This is a genomic window from Ruficoccus amylovorans, assembly GCF_014230085.1.
In the GTDB taxonomy this organism is placed as follows: domain Bacteria; phylum Verrucomicrobiota; class Verrucomicrobiia; order Opitutales; family Cerasicoccaceae; genus Ruficoccus; species Ruficoccus amylovorans.
Genome location: NZ_JACHVB010000054.1, coordinates 21,329 through 41,535, shown reverse-complemented (window position 1 = coordinate 41,535; position 20,207 = coordinate 21,329). Strand labels below are relative to the sequence as shown.

Here is a 20,207-nt window from a genome sequence, read left to right as displayed (position 1 = left end):
GGCCACTTCGATTAAGGGAGTCATTTTGCTTGAGCCGTTCAGCTATGAGATTTCAGATGCCTGGAAGGGGGCTTGATGGGCAGTTGCAGGGAGTTGCGGTGGTTGTTTTGGCCTCAGATTGAGGCGTTTGGCGGCGATTTTCTCCCGATTGTGTAGGCTCAGCCCCTGGCATGGAACATGGCATAGCGGTCGAGGTTGTAGGTGAGGTTGGTAAGGGCGGTTTCGAAGCGACATCGTCTCTGGCCGATACGTCGGAAGCGGTCGCCGCCGAACTGGGCGATGCGGCCGAAGGCGTGTTCGACGCGGGAGCGGATGCGGCTCTTTTGCCTGTTGGCACGCTTTTGTTCACGGCTGAGCGGACGGGCGGCAGTGCCCTTTTCGCAGATGTTGGCGAGCATGGCGAAGCCTTTGAGCAGCGCGGCGATGAACGGCCCGACGTAAGCGCTGTCGGCCCACAGCACGGCCTCGCGGTCGCTCTCACGCAGCAGTTTCCCGACCGGTTGGGAGTCGTGGACGGCGGCGTTTGTGACGGTGAAGGTCTCGATAAACTTGCTGGCCGCATCGACTTTGACGTGGTTCTTGTATCCAAAATAGGATACATGGTTCTTCTGCGTCCAACGCGCATCGAGATCCTTCTGGCAGGCCCGGCGCGGCCTCTTGGCGATGCGTTCGGGCACCTCGCCGCGCTTGATCTGTTCGTTCTCATGGCGGCGGTTGCGCTGCTTGGGAGCCTCGATAAAACTGGCGTCGATGATCTTGCCGCAACTGGCGATCAAGCCCTGAGTGCGCAGTTGCTCGTTGAACAACTCGAACACAGCAACCATCCCCTCGGCTCCAAGGCGTTCCTTAAAGGACCAGATCGTCGCGTGATCGGGAGAACCATCGCCGGGGCGTAGCCCCACAAAGCGCAGAAAGCTGAAGCGATCAAGAATCTGAAACTCTGTCTCTTGGTCCGATAGGTCAAAGAAGCGCTGCAATACCAGCACCTTGAGCATCAAAACCGGACACCACGGAATGCGCCCACCCTTGCTTTGGTCGCCGTAGGAAAGGCGCTCCTCAAGCAACGCACGAAACGTCTCCCAATCGATCACATCAAGCCGATCCAGGCTGCTCTTACGCTGCGAAGCGCTGTCCGCGTGTTTCAAAATGTCGAAGAGATTGCTTTGGCTGCTACCAGTCTTTACGCGCATATCAGATTGTCTCCAGTTGTCGCAAAGAAGGCGAGGTTAATCGAAGTGGCCAAAAAAGTAGCGTGCCGCTTTGAACTATTACTGTATGTGAATCGGCCCCTCTCCATAGGACTCCAATACATCTAAAACCAAAAATAATAACACGACCTAATTGACTCGTGCTGCGATTAATTGTAAGCGTCATGCCAAGCACCGTTTGATTTTGCTTGCCGCGTCGTTTGCGGTGTCGCTTGCGTTGGAGGGGGGCGCGTACGCCGTGTCCCCGGGGATTGGGCTGGTCGGCCTCAGGCGGCGTTTGCCGGCAGGAGTCGTTTGCTCTTGGCGATGGCGGCAGGGGTGTAGGCTTGGATTTGCCAGTTGGTGGCGGCGGGGAGTTCCCTGAGCAGGAGGAGGAGGTACTGGTAGGGGTCGAGTCCGTATCGTTTGGCAGACTCGATGAGGGTGTAAAGGATGGCAGCGGTTCTTCCTGATGTTTCCGAGCCGATAAAGGTCCAGTTTTTGGCGCCGATCTTGGTGGGGCGGATGGCTCGCTCGACCTCGTTGTTGTCGATGACGATGATCCCGTTTTTGATGAAGACTTTTAGGCCGGTCCACTGGCCCAGGGCGTAGTCGATGGCCTTGGCCATGGAGCACTGGGGGCGGTAGCGCTGGCGCAGGAGGATAAAGGCTTTTCTGAGGCGTGCGAGGATAGGGGCCGATTGGGCCGAGCGTACAACGGCGCACAAGCCCGGTCCGGCCCGGCGTTCGCGCAGGCGGGTTTCGATTCGGTAGAGTTGGGCGATCTGGCCGAGTATCCACCCGGCCACGCTCGGGGCATGCTCGTGAGCTTCAAAAAACTTGCGCCGGGTATGGGCCCAGCAACTGGCCAACTGAACCGGTCCCTGTTCCAGGTCCGGTCCGGCGCGTTGTCTGGCCACACTGGGATAGGCGGCGTAGCCGTCGCACTGGATAATGCCTCGGTAGTGCTCGGGGAGTATCTGCTGGAGGCACTCGGCTGAGCGGCTCGGATGCCAGATGTAAATGACGTAGCCGTTGGGCAGGGAGCAGACCCACAGGTAGCCCTTGGCGGTTTGGCCCCGGCCCGGATCAAGGTACGGGATGGGCGTCTCATCGATTTGCAGGTAGGCGTGGGCCATCTGCTCGCGGGCCATCCACTCGTAGAGCAACTGGCAGGTATCGGCGGCCAGGTCCACCCAGCGACACAGGGTCTGCCGCGAGAGCTCCACGCCTGCGCGCCGGTAAATCTGCGACTGCCGGTAAAGCGGAAGGTGATCGGCATATTTGCCGATCACCACCTGAGCGATCAGTTCCGGGGTGGCCAGGCAGCGTTCCTGCATACACGGAGGCAGCGGCGCGATCACCGGCGCGGTAAAGGGAGCGTCCTTGCGGACGTACTTGCGCCGGATCAGGCGGCGACGGTAAAAGCGGCCCGGCTCGTAATCGAGCTGCTCGCTGACCTCTTCGCCCATCAGCCGCCACTCTTGCGGGCAAGCCAGCACCTCGTCCGGGTCGAGCACGACTTCCTTCACCGGCAGGTGCTCGGGCACGCGCGGACCGGGGCGGCGGGGCTTGCTCGGAGCCTTTTGGGTGACTCCCGCGGGCGGCTCAACGGCGGCGGGAGCCTCGTCTATTTTTTCCGCAAGCCCTCCGAGCAGCTCAAGTTGCGCGGGGTCCAGCTTCTCGCTCTTTTTGCCGTAAAGGGCACGCACCAGCGCGTCGATCTTCTCCCGCAACAACCGGTTTTCCAACTGAGCCGCCTCCAGTTTGGCTTCGAGGGCGGCTTCGCGGTCGGTCATGATGCCATCACTGTATCCATTTTAGCATGACAGTAAAGCTCATTATCACGGCTCGCGTTCATACCAGGGTAAAAACTTTGCCCCCTGCATCTGCACCCCGTCGCACAACAGCGCAAACGCCTCCGGGCGCAGCCGCAGCTTCACTGCCGTGGGGTCCGTCGAGACTGGCCAACTGAAGCGACCAACCTCCAACCTTTTGTTCAGGAGCCACAAACCCGTCCCGTCGAAGTAAAGCGCCTTCAGGCGTGTGCGCCGCTTGTTCGTGAACAAAAACAGCGCTCCCCCGCGCACCGATTCCTTCAGGCGCTGCGTCACCAGCGCTTCCAGTCCACTAAACCCTTTGCGCATGTCGCAAGGCTCCAGCGCCACGAACACACGCAGACTCCCGCTGAAGCTCAGCATGACTCCTCCCGCAAGGCCCGCAGCAGCGCCACCGCCAGGGCAATATCCTCACGCCGGGCGATATGCACCTTCAGCCCGCCCGGCGTCTCCACCTCGACAGAGCCTCCAGTGCCCGCGCCCCCATCCAACACCGCCTCAACCAGCGCAATAGGGCCGGTCGTTCCGGTCAGCCCGGCTTCCCCGCTAAGAACACGATGCCGCGCCCGCACCCACCGCCTGAACGTCCCATCCCTCACCCCCAGACCCTCCGCAAATGCCCGCTCGCTCAGCCCGCTACGCTCGAACGCATCCAAGATCAACTCTCGCTGCCCGGGCGACACCCTCGACACCCCAGCCAGCTCCCGCCTCAGCAACTCAAGCTCACTCAAGCCTGCGCTCCCGGCATCACATTCTGGCGGACAAGGCGTAATCTCCATGCCTACCGAATATACGACAACCCCCGCCCCCGCGGGCAGAATAAATCAACGGCACTTGGTATGACGCTTACGCTGTCAAGGAACAAGAAACTTAGAAATCGCATACTCCACGCCAGTGTCTCAAATGCAATGGCACGGTTCTAGGAGGTCATGCGAAAATGGCCCAAATAGTATGCTTTATTATTATAATTAAAGGATTTAAATACCATTCAACTTCAAACGCAGAAAGATACTCTCATCCGTTTGAACAGGCATACGCACCCGAAGTAGATTAGGCTCAGGAGTGTCCAAATAGTTTTCGCTCACTGGTAGCCATGATACAGGAGAAAGGGAAGCACTGTACTCAACCGTAATATCCAGCCCGGGCTCAGCAAGAGCATCCGGGTTTAGATATATATCATACACACAATAATTTGCTTCAGGCCTGTTCACGATGACTGGCACAGGAAGGTCGGCCCGCGCATTCACCGTTGGGTCCATTCCAAGTACGAACTTGACGGCATTGGAGATACCATCCAGCGAAGGGTTTGCCAAAGGCAACTGTTGATCGGAAGTTAAATCCATAAAACCCTCAATCCATTCACTATAGAGATTGTTAGATTGAGTCGTTAATTCGAAAAAGGGAGTGGGGCCATCAGCAAGCGCGGCGGTATCAACCTCGAGCGTGACATGGCCGTCGCCCACAGTGAGCGGGAGTTCCTGTAAGCGTTCGCCGTCGATACGCAGAGCAAAACAACGAAGCTGATCGGCAGCTTGGTTTGAAAGACTGATAGAGAAATTTACCGTCTTCATTAAAACGGGTGCTGTACCAAGATTGATGCTGGTGACACGATCCGATGTAAGTTCCATCCCCGTGTTGACTACTTCGGTGGCAACCACAAGGACTAGCCTCCCGGACTCCACCAAGGGGATATTGTCCACGGCAGTCAAACCAAACAGGCCGTTAGCATCCGTGCTGTTGATGGTCAGCGCACCGAGCTGGCGGTTGTTCCCGGCAAGCATTGCCACAGCCTCTGTTTTCGGGGTGATGACAGTGGCCTCAAATGCGTCGCGGTATAGGGTTATTTCGCCGGTGTCACTTTGGTAAATGCCCGCATCGAGGTCAGTAAGATTATCCTCGGTCAAGATTCCTTTCGATCTCAGCTCATTCACGGTTTGGGCCAAATCCGAACTATCGATGGCGCTGTCTGGATCTATTTCCGTGCTCCATCCTGTAGATACGTATTCAGTCACTCCGGAGGGCAAGAGGTTGAGGTCAGGATGCATGCCCTCACTAAATTTCACCGTAGGGCTACTGACGCTCTCGTTGACGTACCAAGTCCCTGTCGTGTCGAAATTCTGCTCATAAAGAGTGATAGACTCCGAGGTTAGCACGATATCATCAATATGAATACTGCTGTAGCCCCCACCCCAAGGTCCATTAAATCCGACTCGCCCTATCTGAAACACCCCGGAGTTCATTCCAGCAATGCTACCCATAAGTGTGCCAGCGGATACGGTACCGTTCGCCATGGAGATAATGGGGGTACCATCAAGGTAAACACTCACGGACTTATTTACATCATCAAACTCGATCCTGAACGTATAAAAGTCTGTACTAGAGTGGTTACCTCCACCCCAAGGCTCAGCTCTTATCCTGTCATTACCGGGACTATTGGCATACAAGAGGACGGAGCTTCCGGTTATCGTCAAATAAAAGTTTTCGAACACAGGCGTAGCGCTCTGCCCAAAATACGCATACGCGGAATTATAGTTCGGCTTGCGGATAGTAAACTCGAAGGAGCCCTGCGTAACATTCTGGGAAAAGTGGTATGCAGCCTGTTGATTAGCTACCGTGGAACCGCTTTGGCTATAAAGGTTAAGTGTATTGCCCCGGGTCTGGGCAAACGCCTCACTGATCCTAGCGCCCCGTTCAATGTACGGATCCTCCTGCTTCAGATCATTACTCCACCAACCATTAGGGCTATTCCCAGGACCAAATGAAGGAAAGATCAGACTAAAGCCGGTCATCAGAGAGAGCCTGTTTTGAGTGCTCGATACGCTTTGTAGCGCGTTTCCATCAGAGAACAGAAACTCCTCAGGAATGATTAGTGCAACACGGTTATTCGCAGGTGCAACATCGCCGCGACTGTAAAACATCGCTGTCAGAAACTCACCGCTTCGCTGTATCGGAGAAACGCCAACATTGAAGGAACCCAGTTGTTGATTGCCCAGATCAAGGTACACGGCATCTCCATAGATCTCCAGGCCATCGAAGCCCTGAAAGGCAGCGTAAGCACCAAAGGTGAGTGGCATCTCATACTGATATTGGTTCCAGAACGGATAATTGTATTCGCTCACCGTAAAAGGTCGCCCATAAAGACGGGAGGCGGCGATGCTGGGAAAGAGCCAAGGGAGGTTTATAGAGCTTCTCTGGCCAACGCTCCGCCTATCCGAAGGCCCATACGGGTGTTCGAAATAATTGTGTACGTCTGCGACAGAAAGCGAACTCCATGTTGCCGCCGCACCGTAAAGATTGTTATGCGTATTAGTTACAATTCCATCATAACCGATTTGAAGAAGCGTGTTCTGACCCCAGGCGTTCGACTCAACAACGCAGTCATACAAAAAACGCCCGAAGTCGTCCTTCGCCGCATCGTGAGCCCCCCCTACTCCCGGTACCGGGGGATTATCCAGATCGATACCGTACATCCATTCCGGCAACTCGGACTCCAGCTCACCCTCGTAGCGTTCTTTCAACCACTCAGACCACTTGTTGACAAAGAGAAGGTATTCATCGGGATAATCAATGGCAACGTTATTGATTTCAGTAATGCCGAGATACATTTCGTTGAAGCACTCGACTATCGCCACAGCGGGGTCGTCTTTCCAGGCAAGACCGGTATAGGGATTCACATGGTTCAGCAGCCGACTGGCCCCCTCACTGAACCGTTCACGTTCATCGCTGCGCCCAATGGCGAACATCAGCCTATGCATGTTCCTCGCAGCCATCCGGCTCCAATAGTTCGCACTGTTGAGGACGTCATAGTACAAGTAAGACATGACTACGTAATGCACATAGATGCCCTGCTCCTTAAGTTCTGCCACGATGCGATCAAAGCGATCAAGAGTTTGGGGATTAAACTCAAGATCGGCAGTTGCGCTTCTCATAAGCCACTGATCAATTCCGTGTAGGCGCACCATGTTGTATCCCTGCGCCCTGGCTGCCTTCGCATAGTTGATGGCATTCTGCTCAAACTGCTGGTCAGAGACATCGCGCCAGATTTCCTCTGGCACTTTATTATACCCAAAGAAACGAAACGGTGTTGGGTCATTTTCAAACGCCAATTTTCCCTGCTCGTTAACCGTCAACCTGCCGTGCTTCCCGGCGGGAGCATCAATCAACCCGGAAAGATCCAGAGCGCTGCCTGCCTTGACCACAGAATGACTCAAATCAACAGCTTTGTAGTTCCCTGACTCAACAAAAATGAGCGTAGGCTCAGCCAGTACGATATCATCAATATGAATACTGCTGTAACCTCCTCCCTTAGGTCCGCTAAAAACAACCTGCCCGATCTGAAACTTTCCGGACTTCATTCCCTCAGTCGTGCCCGTGAGTGTACCCGCTAACACGATACCGTTCTCCATGGAGATGATGAGGGTGCTGTCCAAGTAAACATTCACAGAGTTGTTTGCCTCATCAAAGCTGATGGTGAACCGATAAAAGTCTGTGCTAGAGTGGTCATCGCCCCCCCACGGCTGAACGCTTATCCTGTCGTTCGCCGGGGTATTGGCATGCAACATTACGGTTGTTCCAGTAATTGTTAGATAGAAGTTATCTGCGGCTGATGCCCCCCTCTGTCCGAAATACACATACACGGTACTATAGTAGGGAGCACGAACAAAGAATTCGAACGAGCCCTGCGTGACAGTCTTGGGAAAATTGTACCCGGCCTGCCCATTAGCCTGTGTGGAACCGTTTACGCTATAGAGGTTAAGCGTATTGCCACGGGCGCTGGCAAAGGCATTACTTATTCTGGCACCCCGTTCGACGAATGGTTCAGTCTGCATCAGGTCATTACTCCACCATCCATTGAGGCTGTTCTCAGGGCTACTAACGCTTTCGTTGGCGTACCAAACACCTGTAGTGTCGAAGTCTTGCTCATAGATGATGAGAGTACCAATCTCGACACAAAATAACGATGAAGGCAGGAGCATAGATACCCCGAACAAAATAATACTATTAATGAATATTGTTTTCATATTCATATTGGCCATTGATGAACTCGCTCGGCTGAGCGAATCTCCCGATTAGTATTTTAGAGTAGAGTGAGGACCTTTATCGGAGGTTTTATTCAAATTTAGTTTCAGGTGGCTTGCTGGTTACGATTAAACGGGCGGGTGCCCAATCAAAGTGCTCTGAAGGGACATTAAGGCATTAATCATCGTCATCGACGGGAGCGCCGCGCGCCTTGAAGGCTGCTTTGTCCGCGATGGATACATGGCCTTCGACCATTCCGTTATCGAGCGGATCATCGACGCGGGCGGCTAGATCACGAAAGAGTTTGCGAATATCAACGATGCCCCCGATAAGGAACCAAACGGTGGAGATAATGCCGAGAATAGCCGTCACCCAAAGGTTCGTAACGAGAAAGTAAGTGCTCCACCACTGGGTCGGCCAAGGAGAGAAAAAGTTCCAAATAAGGACGCCCACAAAGCACAGTCCAAACTTGTAAATGAGGGAATAACCGAAGACCGACCAAGCGATGATCTTGTCCCCAAGGGTGTATTCCGGGGTGATGCCGATCAATTTTTGGGCGGTGTTACGAACACTCCACTTGAAGGGTTCCGTGTATTCGCCCGCAACGTCATAAATGCCCCGATGCAGCAGACGGTCTAAATTGAAGGGCTTGCGCTGCGTCAGTGCAGAACCGATAACGTATGCGGCAATCCCGCTAATCATCGCCATAAAGTAAAGTTCGTAAGAGTTGATAGGGAACTTCACAGGATTCATTTCCCAAACAATGTAGGGGTTGAACGGACGTGAAACCGTATGCAGGAAATGGCCGATCGGCACCGCCAAGTCATGGGCGTCAAGCCAAGGGTAAATCCGCCCGGCCCAATTGCGTTGGAAAATAAGTCCGGTCAACGAAAGACCGGAGCCAAAAATCAGTGCTCCGAACGCACCCACAGAGTTTCCGAAGCGACTATAAAGCCCGAATATCATGACCGGTGCTGCACCTCCCAGCCAGATCCCCGTCATGATGACTGTAAACATCATAATATAGTCTATTTGCACGAAGAATATCGATACGATGAAGAAAAACAGACAAACTGAGACCGATGTGAGCCGCAGGACCTTCACGTGTTGTTTCGGCGTAAAGGGCTTCCTGCGAAACGGCATAATGATGTCCTGCACGATTGTCGAAGAGGCATTGAATACTCGAGAGTCGTCGGTTGAAATCAATAACATCATCATTAGGAGGCAGAACAGCCCCATCAGCCCCATAGGCAAAATATTCTTTAACGCTACCGGTAGCATCATTTGCTGGTACAGTGTGCGAAATTTTTGGAACGCAAGATTACCCTCGGGTGTGCCGGCCAGCGTTCCGTGAGCCATTTCCATGTAAGGAGTGTCGATATTGTTATCGCGAGAAAGCGGTGCATCCACGCCGATCCGGTGCTCCTGAACAGGAATTTGGGCCAAGTTGCTGTTGAGTTGTTCGCGCAACCACGGATCTTGCACCGCCTCCTGCGCAACTTTCTGCATCAGTTCCTGGCGGATTTCATGGCTCTGTTCAGCGTACTTTTGATGTGTCATCAACGTGATGATCATCGCTCCGACCAGTAGCATCATCAGATTTGCATATAGCACTCGCCAGGTCCCCAGGATGCCCGCCATTTTCTGCTCATGCGGAGTCCGCCCACTGCCCGTCGTATCGTTGCCGATCCAACTGGCGCGATTAAGGACGCCGCCCATAATCGTCACAACAAGAGCGAAGAGGTTGAAATCACGTAGTTTTTCGATATCGAAGGGATTGATAAAACTCTCTCCCGGAGCCCGATCCATCATGACCGGACCAATGGCCTCGCTCCATCCGAAGTGCAGATAGATGTATCCCGCTATAATGACGAATATCGGGTAACACATCAGCCCCTGAAAGGCGTCGGAAATCAATAACGAGATACGTCCGCCCGGCCAAATCACCACCATGCACAGGCACAAGGATAGCCCTACAATCAAGCCAAAAGTCGGCAACGCCACACCGAAAACCATCAGCCTATGGGGCAACCCTAGAAAGTAGATGAAGAAATTGGCCGCTACCGCCGGACCGATGGCATTGGTCACCATCTCAGAAACCGTACGTATCGTTGCCGCCACGATACGGAATGAATGACAATAACGCATTTCCAGGAACTGTCCGATGGAGAGTGAACGCGTTTCTCGAAAGCGATAGATGCAATATCCGGTTAATCCCATAATGACCCATACGGGTATAGCCATATATTCCCAGAAGCTTAGAGCGTAGCCTACCTGATATTTGGATTCAACAAGCGCCACCAGCGTAATAACGCTCAATCCGCTCGTCAGATCCCCTGCTGAAATCACGTAGCGTCCCGCCACCCGCCCTGCTGCCAAAAAATCCGCTACACCCCGTACATACTTACGACTATAAATAGTCAGGTACAAGACCGCGGCAACGGGTACAATTACGATAAACCAGTCTAATAAATGCATAACGCAGGACTAAACATTAAGGGGGGGGAATAGTATTCAATAAACCAGGTAGCAGCTTATTCTGGAGGGGGATATATAATCCCGATACATTAGGGTGGTATGTTCAACAACCGATACAGTACATATTATCCGCTTTTTTCGATAGAGAGACATTATGAGTAAACTCACCTAAATTCGTTTTAATTTTCAACTCATAGTCCCCATAGAAGCCATGAAACTTATTAGCCACCCCCTTCTGATAATTTAACGTTCCAGAGCTATGCCATTCTTCTTTTATCAAGCGCTTAAGCACTCGATAAGATCTCTTCGGCTTTAAATCACTCTTAAGTAAGCCACCCAAGTAACGGTTTTCTCCTTGATTGTTATTGGAGTCCATCGGGTCAACAAAAGCCGTGTTGTCGACTAAGTTCCACCAAACGATACCTTCGGTTGCAGGATGGCTAAACCAAATCCGATATAACTTCTCTGTCACCAGTTCCTGAAAGCGCTCCCCATCTCCTAGGGCGTCATCTTGAGACGGAATTGTAATTTCTGAAACATTCAGCGGAAGCCCCAGCTTCCCGTAAATATCCATGTGCGCGAAAAGAAGCCACTGATTGCTGAACTGTTTAGACCAATCAGCAAGCTGCTGGAAATTATCACCGTAGAATGCCATATGATATTGAAGCCCAAAGCCACCAACACGAAGTCCCGAATTAAGCAGATGCCGGGCCAGCAGGTACGGGGGGGTGTAATCTCCATGAAAATCGTTCCAACTCACCCAAGGCCCTTCGTTGTAAATGAGTTGGGAGGATTCCGGAAAATACTTCGCGGCCATCTTGAAGGCCTTTTCCATATGCTCGTCCGGTAATGCAATCGAGTGTACGTGTGGCTTCCACTGCAGTGCCTCATTACAAACATCCCATATTGAAATCTTCGAGGCGTATCGCTCGGCAATGACCTGAATACGTTTTTCAAGGCAACGCTCCATCTCTGCCTTGTTATTGGGAACCCACGACGGTGCCGCCATCTGCCAGACCAAACAGTGGCCCTTTGGGGTGATGTTGTATTCTTCACAAAATTCGAGCACAAGATCTACTGGCGGACGACGGTAAATATTCAGGCTATCCTTCCCGAAACGGTATTTCCCTGGCTCCGGCTCAAGCGCATTCCAGTAAAACGGAACCACTGCCAAATTAAAAATATCTGAGAACATCTCCTTATAGCCAGCGTTCCGCTCCGGGTCCTGAAATTGTTCCAGCATAAATGCGTTGCAGCCAAACTGGTACTCATGTTTTAAATGCCGGTAGGTAATTTCAGCCGCCTCGATTTCCTGCCCTTCCCTGTCAACCAATGAAATTTCAGCGAATCCCTTTCGATTCACCTCAATGCCTGATTTAATCCTAAAATCTATTTCGGGATCATCGACGACCAAACGACTCAAAGCCTGTCTTGCCAAATTACTTAGTGTTTTCATAATAACGTGTTGCGATAGAACTATTGCCTTCGATTTAATCATAATACTTTTTCAGTCGCATTTCCTTTCTTATCGTGGTCACGCATATTTGGGCATGATGCCCCCCGCAGTATCCCCATCACTTTTCGCAGTTACCATAGAAAGTGCGGAACTTAGTCTGTCGTTAATTCGAAAAAGGGAGTGGGGCCATCAGCAAGCGCGGCGGTATCAACCTCGAGCGTGACATGGCCGTCGCCCACAGTGAGCGGGATTTCCTGCATGCGTTCGCCGTCGATACGCAAAGCAAAACAGCGAAGCTGATCGGCAGCTTGGTGGGAAAGCCCAATAGAGAAATTTACTGTCTTCATCAGGACGGGTGCCGTACCGAGCTGGAGGCAGGTGATACGGTCCGATGTTAGTTCCATTCCTGTGTTGACTACTTCGGTGGCAACAACGAGAACGAGCCTCTCGGACTCCACCAAGGGGCAGTTATCCACGGCAGTCACGCCAAACAGGCCCTTCGTGTCCGTGCTTTTAATCGTTAGTGCTCCGAGCTTGCGGTTGTTCCCGGCAAGCATTGCCACAGCCTCCGTTTTCGGCGTGATGACTGTGATCTCAAATGCATCGCGGCGGAGGGTTATTTCACCCGTGTCGCTTTGGTAAATGCCCTTGTCGAGGTCCGTAAGGTTGTTGTCAGGCAGAATACCTTCCCATTTGAGGTCATCCACTGTTTCGGCCAGCGCCGAATTCTCGATGACGTAGTCTGAGAGCATTTCTGTACTCCATCCCGTGGATTTGATCCCAGTCGTTCCAGAAGGCAGGAGAATTAGGTCAGGATATATGTCCTCGCTAATTTCAACTGAAGGGCTAAGCGAGGGAAAGATTAGGCTAAACCCGGTCATCAGCGAAAGTTTGTTTTGTTGGCTCGATACGCCTTTTAGCGAGTTGCCATCAGTGAACAGAAATTCTTCAGGAATAAGTAGTGCAACACGGTTATTCGCAGGCGCGACGTCGCCGCGTTTGTAAAGCATCGCCGTCAAGAACTCCCCGCCTCGCTGTACCGGAGAAACGCCAACATTGAAGGACCCCAGTCGTTGGTTGTCCAAGTTAAGGTACACAGAGGCTTCATAGACCTCCAGGCTATCGAAGCCCTGAAAGGCAGCGTAGGCACCAAAGGTGAGCGGCATCTCATACTGGAATTGGTTCCAAAACGGATAATTGTATTCGCTCACCGTAAAAGGACGCCCATAAAGGCGAGAGGCGGCGATGCTAGGAAAGCACCAGGGGGTATTTATCGAGCTTCGCTGCCCAACGCTCCGCCTTTCTGAGGGTCCGTACGGGTGCTCGAAATAGTTGTGCGTGTCGGCAACTGGAAGCGAGCTCCATGCAGCCGCAGCCCCGTAAAGACCGTTGTAGGTATTGGTCACAAGTCCATCATAGCCGATTTGCCGGAGCGTGTCCTGCCCCCAAGTGTTGGTCTCAACAACGCAGTCATACAAAAAACGTCCGTAGTCGTCCTTCGCTGCCTCATATTCCCCCCCCACCCCCGGGACCGGCGGATTTTGCAGGTCGATTCCGCTCACCCATTCCGGCAGCTCGGCCTCTGTCTTACCCTCGTAGCGTTTATTTAGCCACTCAGCCCACTTGTTGACGAAAAGGCGGTATTCATCGGGATAATCGATGGCGACACTGTTGATTTCAGAAATGCCGAGATACATTTCATTGAAGCACTCGACTATCGCCACGGCGGGATCGTCTTTCCATGCAAGCCCTGTATAGGGATTCACATGATTCAGAAGCCGGCTGGCTCCCTCGCTGAACCGCTCGCGTTCATCGCCACGCCCGATGGCGAACATCAGCTTATGCATATAGTTCTCGTCCATACGGTTCCAATAGTTTTCGCGGTTGAGCACGTCATAGTGCAGGTATGACATGACGACGTAATGCACATATATACCCTGTTTCTTGAGTTCCGCTACGATACGGTCAAAGCGGTCAAGGATTTGGGGATTGAACTCAAGGTCTGCGCTGGTGTCTCTCATCAGCCAGAGGTCAATCCCGTGCAAGCGCACCATGTTGTATCCCTGCGCACGCGCGGCCTGCGCGTAGTTGATGGCATTCTGCTCAAACTCCTCGTCAGAGACATCGCGCCAAATTCCCTCCGGTATCTTGTTATATCCAAAAAGACGAAACGCGGTTGGGTCTGTTTCAAACGCGAATTTCCCCTGCTCGTTAACCGTCAGCCTCCCGTACTGCCCGGCAGGAGCGTCCACCAGCCCGGAAAGATCGAGCGCACTGCCCGCCTTGACGGACGGATGACTCATATCAACGGCCTTGTAGTCCTCGGACTCTTCAAAGATAAGCGTAGGGGAAGGTTCTTTGCCTCCCTTGTCCTCGCCACCGACGGTGGCTACGTTCCATACAGTTACGGTAGAGAGAATACACAGAGGTAGTAACAACTTTTTTTTCTTCATAAAAGAACAAGAGGTTCTGTCATATAGAGTGGAATGCTAAGCTATCGTTAGCATAGAGCCTATTGCATCGATCAACCAACCGTCTTAGCGCCGGTTCATTAGTCTAGTCCATCTATATTAATCATACTCTTTTTAATGTCTTCTCGCTTCATGGTATTCACATGGCCATCAGCAAAGAGGACGTTTGCGCGATCGCCACTTTGTCGAAAATCAATGCTACTGTTTTGTGGTTTTTCAGGATCGTGGTAAAACGTCTCTGCACAAGTTCGCCATGCGTCATTCCACTTGCCGTCCGCTAGTTCAATGAACCGAGTAGGGTTACCGAGTCGCTCGATGCTCCACAGGTAGGAGGGGGATTCGCGCAACGTAGCTACCTTCACATTCATGGCATAACAGGAAGAAAATGTGGTGTCTGCATTAAACATCCGACTTACCGCCCCGGACGGAAGGTTCGGGTCCGACATAAGTTGAATGCGAAGTTCCTTTTCCACGTAAGGCACAAGTTGGTCTTTCCATTGCCATACCTTTTGGCCTTTTGAGTTGGTGGCGGTCGCGCAGGGGTGCCGCCCCCCATGTTCAGCAGCATACAGTGAAAGATAACCTCCCCAACTGCGGAGATTACTTGCCGCCTGCATGGTGCGTGCGTTCTTTCTCACACTCGAGGTGACTGGAATGAGAATACCTGCGATAACTGCGATGACTGCAATAACGGCCAGTAATTCGATCAGGGTGAATCCCCTCATTCTTTTAAATCCGCTTGTGTTTATCATGCTAAGGATAGTTCTGTTAGAAATGGGGGGGGGCCACCTTTTAAGTTTCCCCCTCCCCCGTTTCAATGTTATTGGCTTACAGTTGCGTAACGCGTAGATGTAATAGCTATAGGAACGTTGTTGCTCTCTAGCCGTCGATTGCTTATCGGCAACGTCGACGGAGTAGCAGGCCCAGCAACGCGACGCTCCCGCAGAGCAAAGCCGCACAGGACGGTTCGGGGATGCTGGTCAGCACGATATCGTCAATGTGAATACTGCTGTAACCTCCACCGTAAGGTCCATTGAACCCGACCCGTCCCATCTCATACGTTCCAGACTCCATTCCCTCGATCGTACCGGTGAGTATGCCAGCGGACACGATGCCACTTTCCATGGAGATGATGGGGGAGGCGGCACCGTCCAGAAACACGCTTACCGCTTCGCTGGACTCATCAAAGGTGATCTTGAACACATAGAAGTCCGTGCTGGAGTGGCTACTCCCCCCCCAAGGCTGGGCGCTTATCTTGTCGTTAGTGGGGCTGCCGGCATTCAGACTGACGGTACTCGCTGAGATCGTCAGGTAAAAGTTGTCAAATGTAGGAACCCCCTTCTCCCCGAAATACACATATACACTATTATAGCTAGGGGCGCGGACGGCAAACTCGAACGAGCCTTGCGTGACCGTTTCGCTGAAGCTATACGAAGCCTGCTCTTCGGCCTTCGTGGAACCGTTTTGGCTATAAAGATTGAGCGTATTGCCATGACCAGTGGAGGCAAGACCATCACTGATCCGAGCGCCCCGATCAATGAACGGGTCAGCCTGGGAGAGGTCATTGCTCCACCAACCATTGGGGCTGTTCGCAGGGCTGCTGACGCTCTCATTAACGTACCATGTGCCTGTTGTGTCGAAGTTTTGTTCATAGACGATGGTATCGGCATGAGATGCCGACAGGGGCAGAAGCAATGATGCCCCGAGTAGGGTAATCTTTTGGGGGAACGTAGTTTTCATGGTCTTATTGGACTATTCGTTTGTTTTTGGTATTATGGCTACTGTCACATTGCCGGGGTGGCATGCGTCAGTCCAAAGTGGTTTCAACGGTCGCCCTGGGTGGCTGGTATCAGAACATCCATTGGGAGAAAGCGGCTTAGCCGGAGGTGGCAAAATTTCAACCAGAGTCTCGAACCATTTCTGCGCCATTTTCTCAGCACCTCGGGCATTCGGGTGCACATGATCGGCCACTGTGTCATCCTCCCAAACAAACCCGGAGCACTGGTTAACGATCATAACGTGCTGGTCATGCCGATTCATTTTCGCCGCCAGATCCGCAAGTGCCTGATTTAGCTCAGGGATATAGCAATATTTTTCAAGTACACCACTGGGGATGACCTGACTGAGCAAAATGATCACGTACGGATTAATGCTTCGCATGGCTTTGATGATGCGACTTGTACTAATAATCATCTTCTCCACCGGTGAGGTATTGGCCCATTCGTTGTGCCCCGCGTGAATCAGCACCAAATCAGCGGGGTTTGCCCGGTAGATTTCTGGGGTTAGGTCAGCTAAAAAATGGACGGATTTTCCGCCATAGCCTTCATGACGCAGCAGGCCAAACTCTGGGTCTTGCTGGCCCGTTACTCGTGTGCCAACGTATTCGACATCATAACCCGTATCTAAAAGTTTCTTTATAAGAGGATACCGATACACAGAAAAGCTTCCATTACACCCTTCGGTGATGGAGTCACCGAAGGGCATGACCGTAATGCTCCGCTTCCCCGTAATTCCTGTTTTGAGGTCGCGATCCACTGTTATTTTTTGGCCTGATTTTAACTCAAATTCAGCCACTGTGGCACCATAGCGCACATACACAGTGTTGTCACCGAGACTCTCAATCGTCGCAGATACCAGCGTGTGGTTTTTCCAACGTGCATCAACGAGATAGCCGCCTCGCGCACACAATCCCTCAAAAGAACCGTCGGGCCAAACCTCAGGTAAAGCTGGCAACAGTGAAATTTCGTTGGCATGGCTTTGAAGCAGCATTTCCGCAATGGCTGCGGTCCCACCAAAGTTTCCGTCAATCTGAAAGGGGGGGTGAACAGTCAACAGATTGCCAGATGTTCCGCCACCATTGTCGAATTCCTGCCCGTCAATAAAAGGACTTCCCATGGTCTCACGCTTTTCACGCAATTCGCGTCCGCGCATACCCGCCCCACTGAGAAGCCCTTGTAGCATATGGTGAGCGAGCTTCCCATCTCCAAGACGCGCCCAGAGTGCAGATTTCCAAGCCATAGACCAACTGGTTCCGGAGTCACCTCGAGCTTTCAGGCTTACCTTGGCGGCATCCGCCAACTCAGGGGTAAGCGTGGTCGAGATTTGCCGACCTGGATAAATACCAATGAGATGCGATATGTGTCGATGAATGTCCCTAGGATCATCCATGTCCTCCATCCATTCCTGAAGCTGCCCCCATGAGCCGATCTGTGGCCGGACAAGGCGATCTCGATGCTCAGCCACTCTTTTTCTGAAATCTTCATCGACATCCAAAATTTCCGCAGCCTCCGCCGTATTGTTAAAAAGGTCCCAGACGAGCATTTGATCATAGGTCACACCATCGGCACGAGGCCCATGCTCCGGAGACCATCCTTCGGGAGCTACCAAGCGCTTGTCTGGCAACTCCTTGAGCTGAGACATCCAAAAGAGGCTTACCTCCTTTAGCATCGGATAGGCACGCTCGGCCAAAAACCTCTTATCCAAAGTAAAGGCATAATGCTCCCAAAAGTGCTGAACCAACCAGGCATTTCCTGTCGTGTTCCAATTCCAGCCCATATAGCCGAAAATGTTATGGCCCGTTCTTACTGTCCAGCCCGGCGTATCCTTGCCAAACTGCTCAGCGGTTTTTCCCCGCCATACCGGCACCTGGTCTTCGATGTACTTAAAATAAGGTTCTGCGCATTCACTGAGATTAGCAATTTCCACAGGCCAGTAGTTCATCTGGAGATTTATATTGGTGTGGTAATCGCAATCCCAAACTGGCCGAGGATCGTCATTCCATAGCCCTTGGAGATTGGAGGGCAATGAATCCCGGGAGGAGGCGATCATTAGATATCGACCATAGTCGAAAAACAGGCGTTCCAAGTCCGGATCTGCTTTTTTCAAACTGTAGAGCTTCAAACGCTTGCTCAGGGGCATTTGGCTTACCTCCTCAGAAGGCTTCCCAAGATCAAGCGAAACACGTCCATAGAGTGCTTGGTAGTCCTTGCGGTGTTCCTCGCGCAGTTCCTGCATTGAACATTGAACAGCGGCATTAACTTCTCGCGTTAAGGGAACACGTGGATGCTCCTCTCCGCGCCAACCTTTATCAGGATCGGGGACGTAATTGGTGCGTGCTCCTAGGATGAGCGTCAGAGTATCGCAGCCAGTAAAAACAATGAAACCTGGCCCCGTTTTCAGTTCGCCTCCGGCATTCAAGACCGCCAACTGGCTTTGGTAGTCCGCTCCGTGGGGAGAGGGTGGCACAGGGATATCATTCGACCAAGGAGTCCGGCAATACTGCTTTCCTAGCATACTTCCGGTAGCAGTGATCCGATTGTCTTTGGCATTGATCACGGCACCGTTACGGTCAGTCAGCTCAACCCAGCCTGACAACATCCCGGAAACACTGGCCGACAGACGCATAACAAAGACCTGCGCCGGATAGCTGACAAAGGCTTCTCGCAGATAAGTCACACCATCCTTGGTATAAGACACACGATGCTCCGCATCATTTAGGTCTAGTTCGCGACGGTAATTTTCGATCCCAGCATTGTGTCTATCCAAAGCTACATATATATCGCCGAAAGGCTGGAAAGCGCCCTTCTGTCCGCCATGTCCAGACCAAAGCGTAATCTCATTAAACATGACATGTTCCCGCCCCGGCTGGCCATATGGCACCGCCCCGATACGACCATTGCCCAATACATAGGCCTCAGTGGACCAATGATTCCTCACAGGCTCATCGCTAAACAGAGTTCGTTCAAGCATCACAGGAAGTCTCGAAATAAAGGTTTTTTAGTTCTGAAATTATACCTCAAGCATACGTGGAAATACATTTCCTAACGTGCCTCTGAAGTATACGCTGAGCTGCGTAAATTTTCCATAGACAAGAACGCCAACTTTGTGTACTTTTGCGGCAAACATGAATCGGACAACTTATGATCACATTCCTTATGGCTGGGGAATACGGGTCATTCACCAGGATCACACACGACTGGCCGGATGGTGGAATGGCCAGCCACTCTATAACGATTATTGGAGACTTTATTACAATTTCAGTGAAGGGGCGACCATTCGACTTTCCTCAAAAACTTTCGAAATCCCTGCACACTGCGCAACCTTGATACCATCTGGACTACAGGCCACTGGATATGTCGAAGGCGGATTCATGCATTACTTTGTGCACTTTCACGTTATGGGTTTACCGATGGCCCTCCAGGGAAAAATGTTTCCTGAGCCAATCCATGCTCGCCCATGCAAGCATATTGATGGCTTAGTTGAGCAGTGGTCGACGCTCGCCAATGACGAAGATCCTCGCGATGTTCTTCCAAGTTACTTTCTGGCAGAATCGATCTCAGCCTACGTTTTCGCGCAATGTTGGCATATCCACAGCATCAACCTGTCCACCGACTGGAGACTGTGGAGGAATCATCCATCACGGCTAACACGATTGCATTCTTGGATGGAGAACCGCCTGGATGAAGACTTATCGGTTAATCGATTAGCAGAACAAACGGGATACTCGCGTGATCATTTTCGACGGGTTTTCCTGGAAGTGTATGGGGTCAACCCTGCCGAGTACGTCACGCAATTACGCGTCCGCGAGATGACCCATCTACTACTGTCCTCTCACTACACGATAGATGAAATTGCGGAACGCACCGGTATGGTTGATCGCCATCATATGAGCCGTGTTTTCCGCAAAATAAGCGGGGAGTCACCAGCCTCATACAGGAAAAAAAATCAGTTCATCCTTAACAAGATACAATAAGGCAGA

The 20,207-nt window shown here is 52.1% G+C and carries 12 protein-coding genes; 1 reads left to right on the top strand and 11 read right to left on the bottom strand.

Features of this window, described 5'->3' with window-relative positions; all coding sequences use genetic code 11:
- Window positions 1-158: 158 nt before the first annotated feature.
- From H5P28_RS16600 to H5P28_RS16550, 11 genes are all read right to left on the bottom strand, one after another.
- The gene (locus tag H5P28_RS16600) at window positions 159-1,190 is read right to left on the bottom strand and encodes an IS5 family transposase (RefSeq protein ID WP_185675592.1); all 1,032 of its coding nucleotides are present in this window, start codon (window positions 1,188-1,190) and stop codon (window positions 159-161) included.
- Window positions 1,191-1,474: 284 nt separating this feature from the next.
- Window positions 1,475-2,986: an IS66 family transposase gene (gene tnpC, locus H5P28_RS16595; protein WP_185676819.1), complete on the bottom strand. Its 1,512-nt coding sequence runs from the start codon at window positions 2,984-2,986 to the stop codon at window positions 1,475-1,477.
- A 45-nt stretch (window positions 2,987-3,031) separates the two neighbouring features.
- Window positions 3,032-3,388 carry an IS66 family insertion sequence element accessory protein TnpB gene (gene tnpB / locus H5P28_RS16590; protein ID WP_185676818.1) on the bottom strand — a complete coding sequence of 119 codons (357 nt, stop codon included), beginning with the start codon at window positions 3,386-3,388 and terminating at the stop codon, window positions 3,032-3,034.
- Complete coding sequence (locus H5P28_RS16585) at window positions 3,382-3,687, bottom strand: helix-turn-helix domain-containing protein (RefSeq protein WP_185676817.1); 306 nt, start codon at window positions 3,685-3,687, stop codon at window positions 3,382-3,384. The genes tnpB and H5P28_RS16585 overlap by 7 nt, the downstream gene beginning before the upstream one ends.
- 315 nt (window positions 3,688-4,002) lie before the next feature.
- On the bottom strand, window positions 4,003-8,061 hold the full coding sequence (locus H5P28_RS16580) for a glycoside hydrolase family 5 protein (RefSeq protein WP_185676816.1): 4,059 nt from the start codon (window positions 8,059-8,061) through the stop codon (window positions 4,003-4,005).
- A gap of 160 nt (window positions 8,062-8,221) precedes the next feature.
- Complete coding sequence (locus H5P28_RS16575; protein WP_185676815.1) at window positions 8,222-10,522, bottom strand: sodium:solute symporter family transporter; 2,301 nt, start codon at window positions 10,520-10,522, stop codon at window positions 8,222-8,224.
- A 103-nt stretch (window positions 10,523-10,625) separates the two neighbouring features.
- Window positions 10,626-11,978, bottom strand: a complete 1,353-nt coding sequence (locus tag H5P28_RS16570) for an endo-1,4-beta-xylanase (RefSeq protein ID WP_185676814.1) — start codon at window positions 11,976-11,978, stop codon at window positions 10,626-10,628.
- Window positions 11,979-12,130: 152 nt separating this feature from the next.
- Window positions 12,131-14,431 (bottom strand): glycoside hydrolase family 5 protein, encoded by a 2,301-nt coding sequence (locus H5P28_RS16565; RefSeq protein WP_185676813.1) that lies wholly within the window; start codon window positions 14,429-14,431, stop codon window positions 12,131-12,133.
- Between the two features lie 98 nt (window positions 14,432-14,529).
- A complete protein-coding gene (locus H5P28_RS16560; RefSeq protein WP_246456453.1) occupies window positions 14,530-15,174 on the bottom strand; it encodes a prepilin-type N-terminal cleavage/methylation domain-containing protein in 645 nt (214 codons plus the stop codon).
- Between the two features lie 169 nt (window positions 15,175-15,343).
- Window positions 15,344-16,189 (bottom strand): hypothetical protein, encoded by an 846-nt coding sequence (locus tag H5P28_RS16555; RefSeq protein ID WP_185676812.1) that lies wholly within the window; start codon window positions 16,187-16,189, stop codon window positions 15,344-15,346.
- A gap of 12 nt (window positions 16,190-16,201) precedes the next feature.
- Window positions 16,202-19,198 carry a glycosyl hydrolase family 95 catalytic domain-containing protein gene (locus H5P28_RS16550; RefSeq protein ID WP_185676811.1) on the bottom strand — a complete coding sequence of 999 codons (2,997 nt, stop codon included), beginning with the start codon at window positions 19,196-19,198 and terminating at the stop codon, window positions 16,202-16,204.
- A gap of 154 nt (window positions 19,199-19,352) precedes the next feature.
- Between H5P28_RS16550 and H5P28_RS16545 the strand changes: the two genes are divergently transcribed.
- A complete protein-coding gene (locus H5P28_RS16545; protein ID WP_185676810.1) occupies window positions 19,353-20,201 on the top strand; it encodes an AraC family transcriptional regulator in 849 nt (282 codons plus the stop codon).
- Window positions 20,202-20,207: the final 6 nt, after the last annotated feature.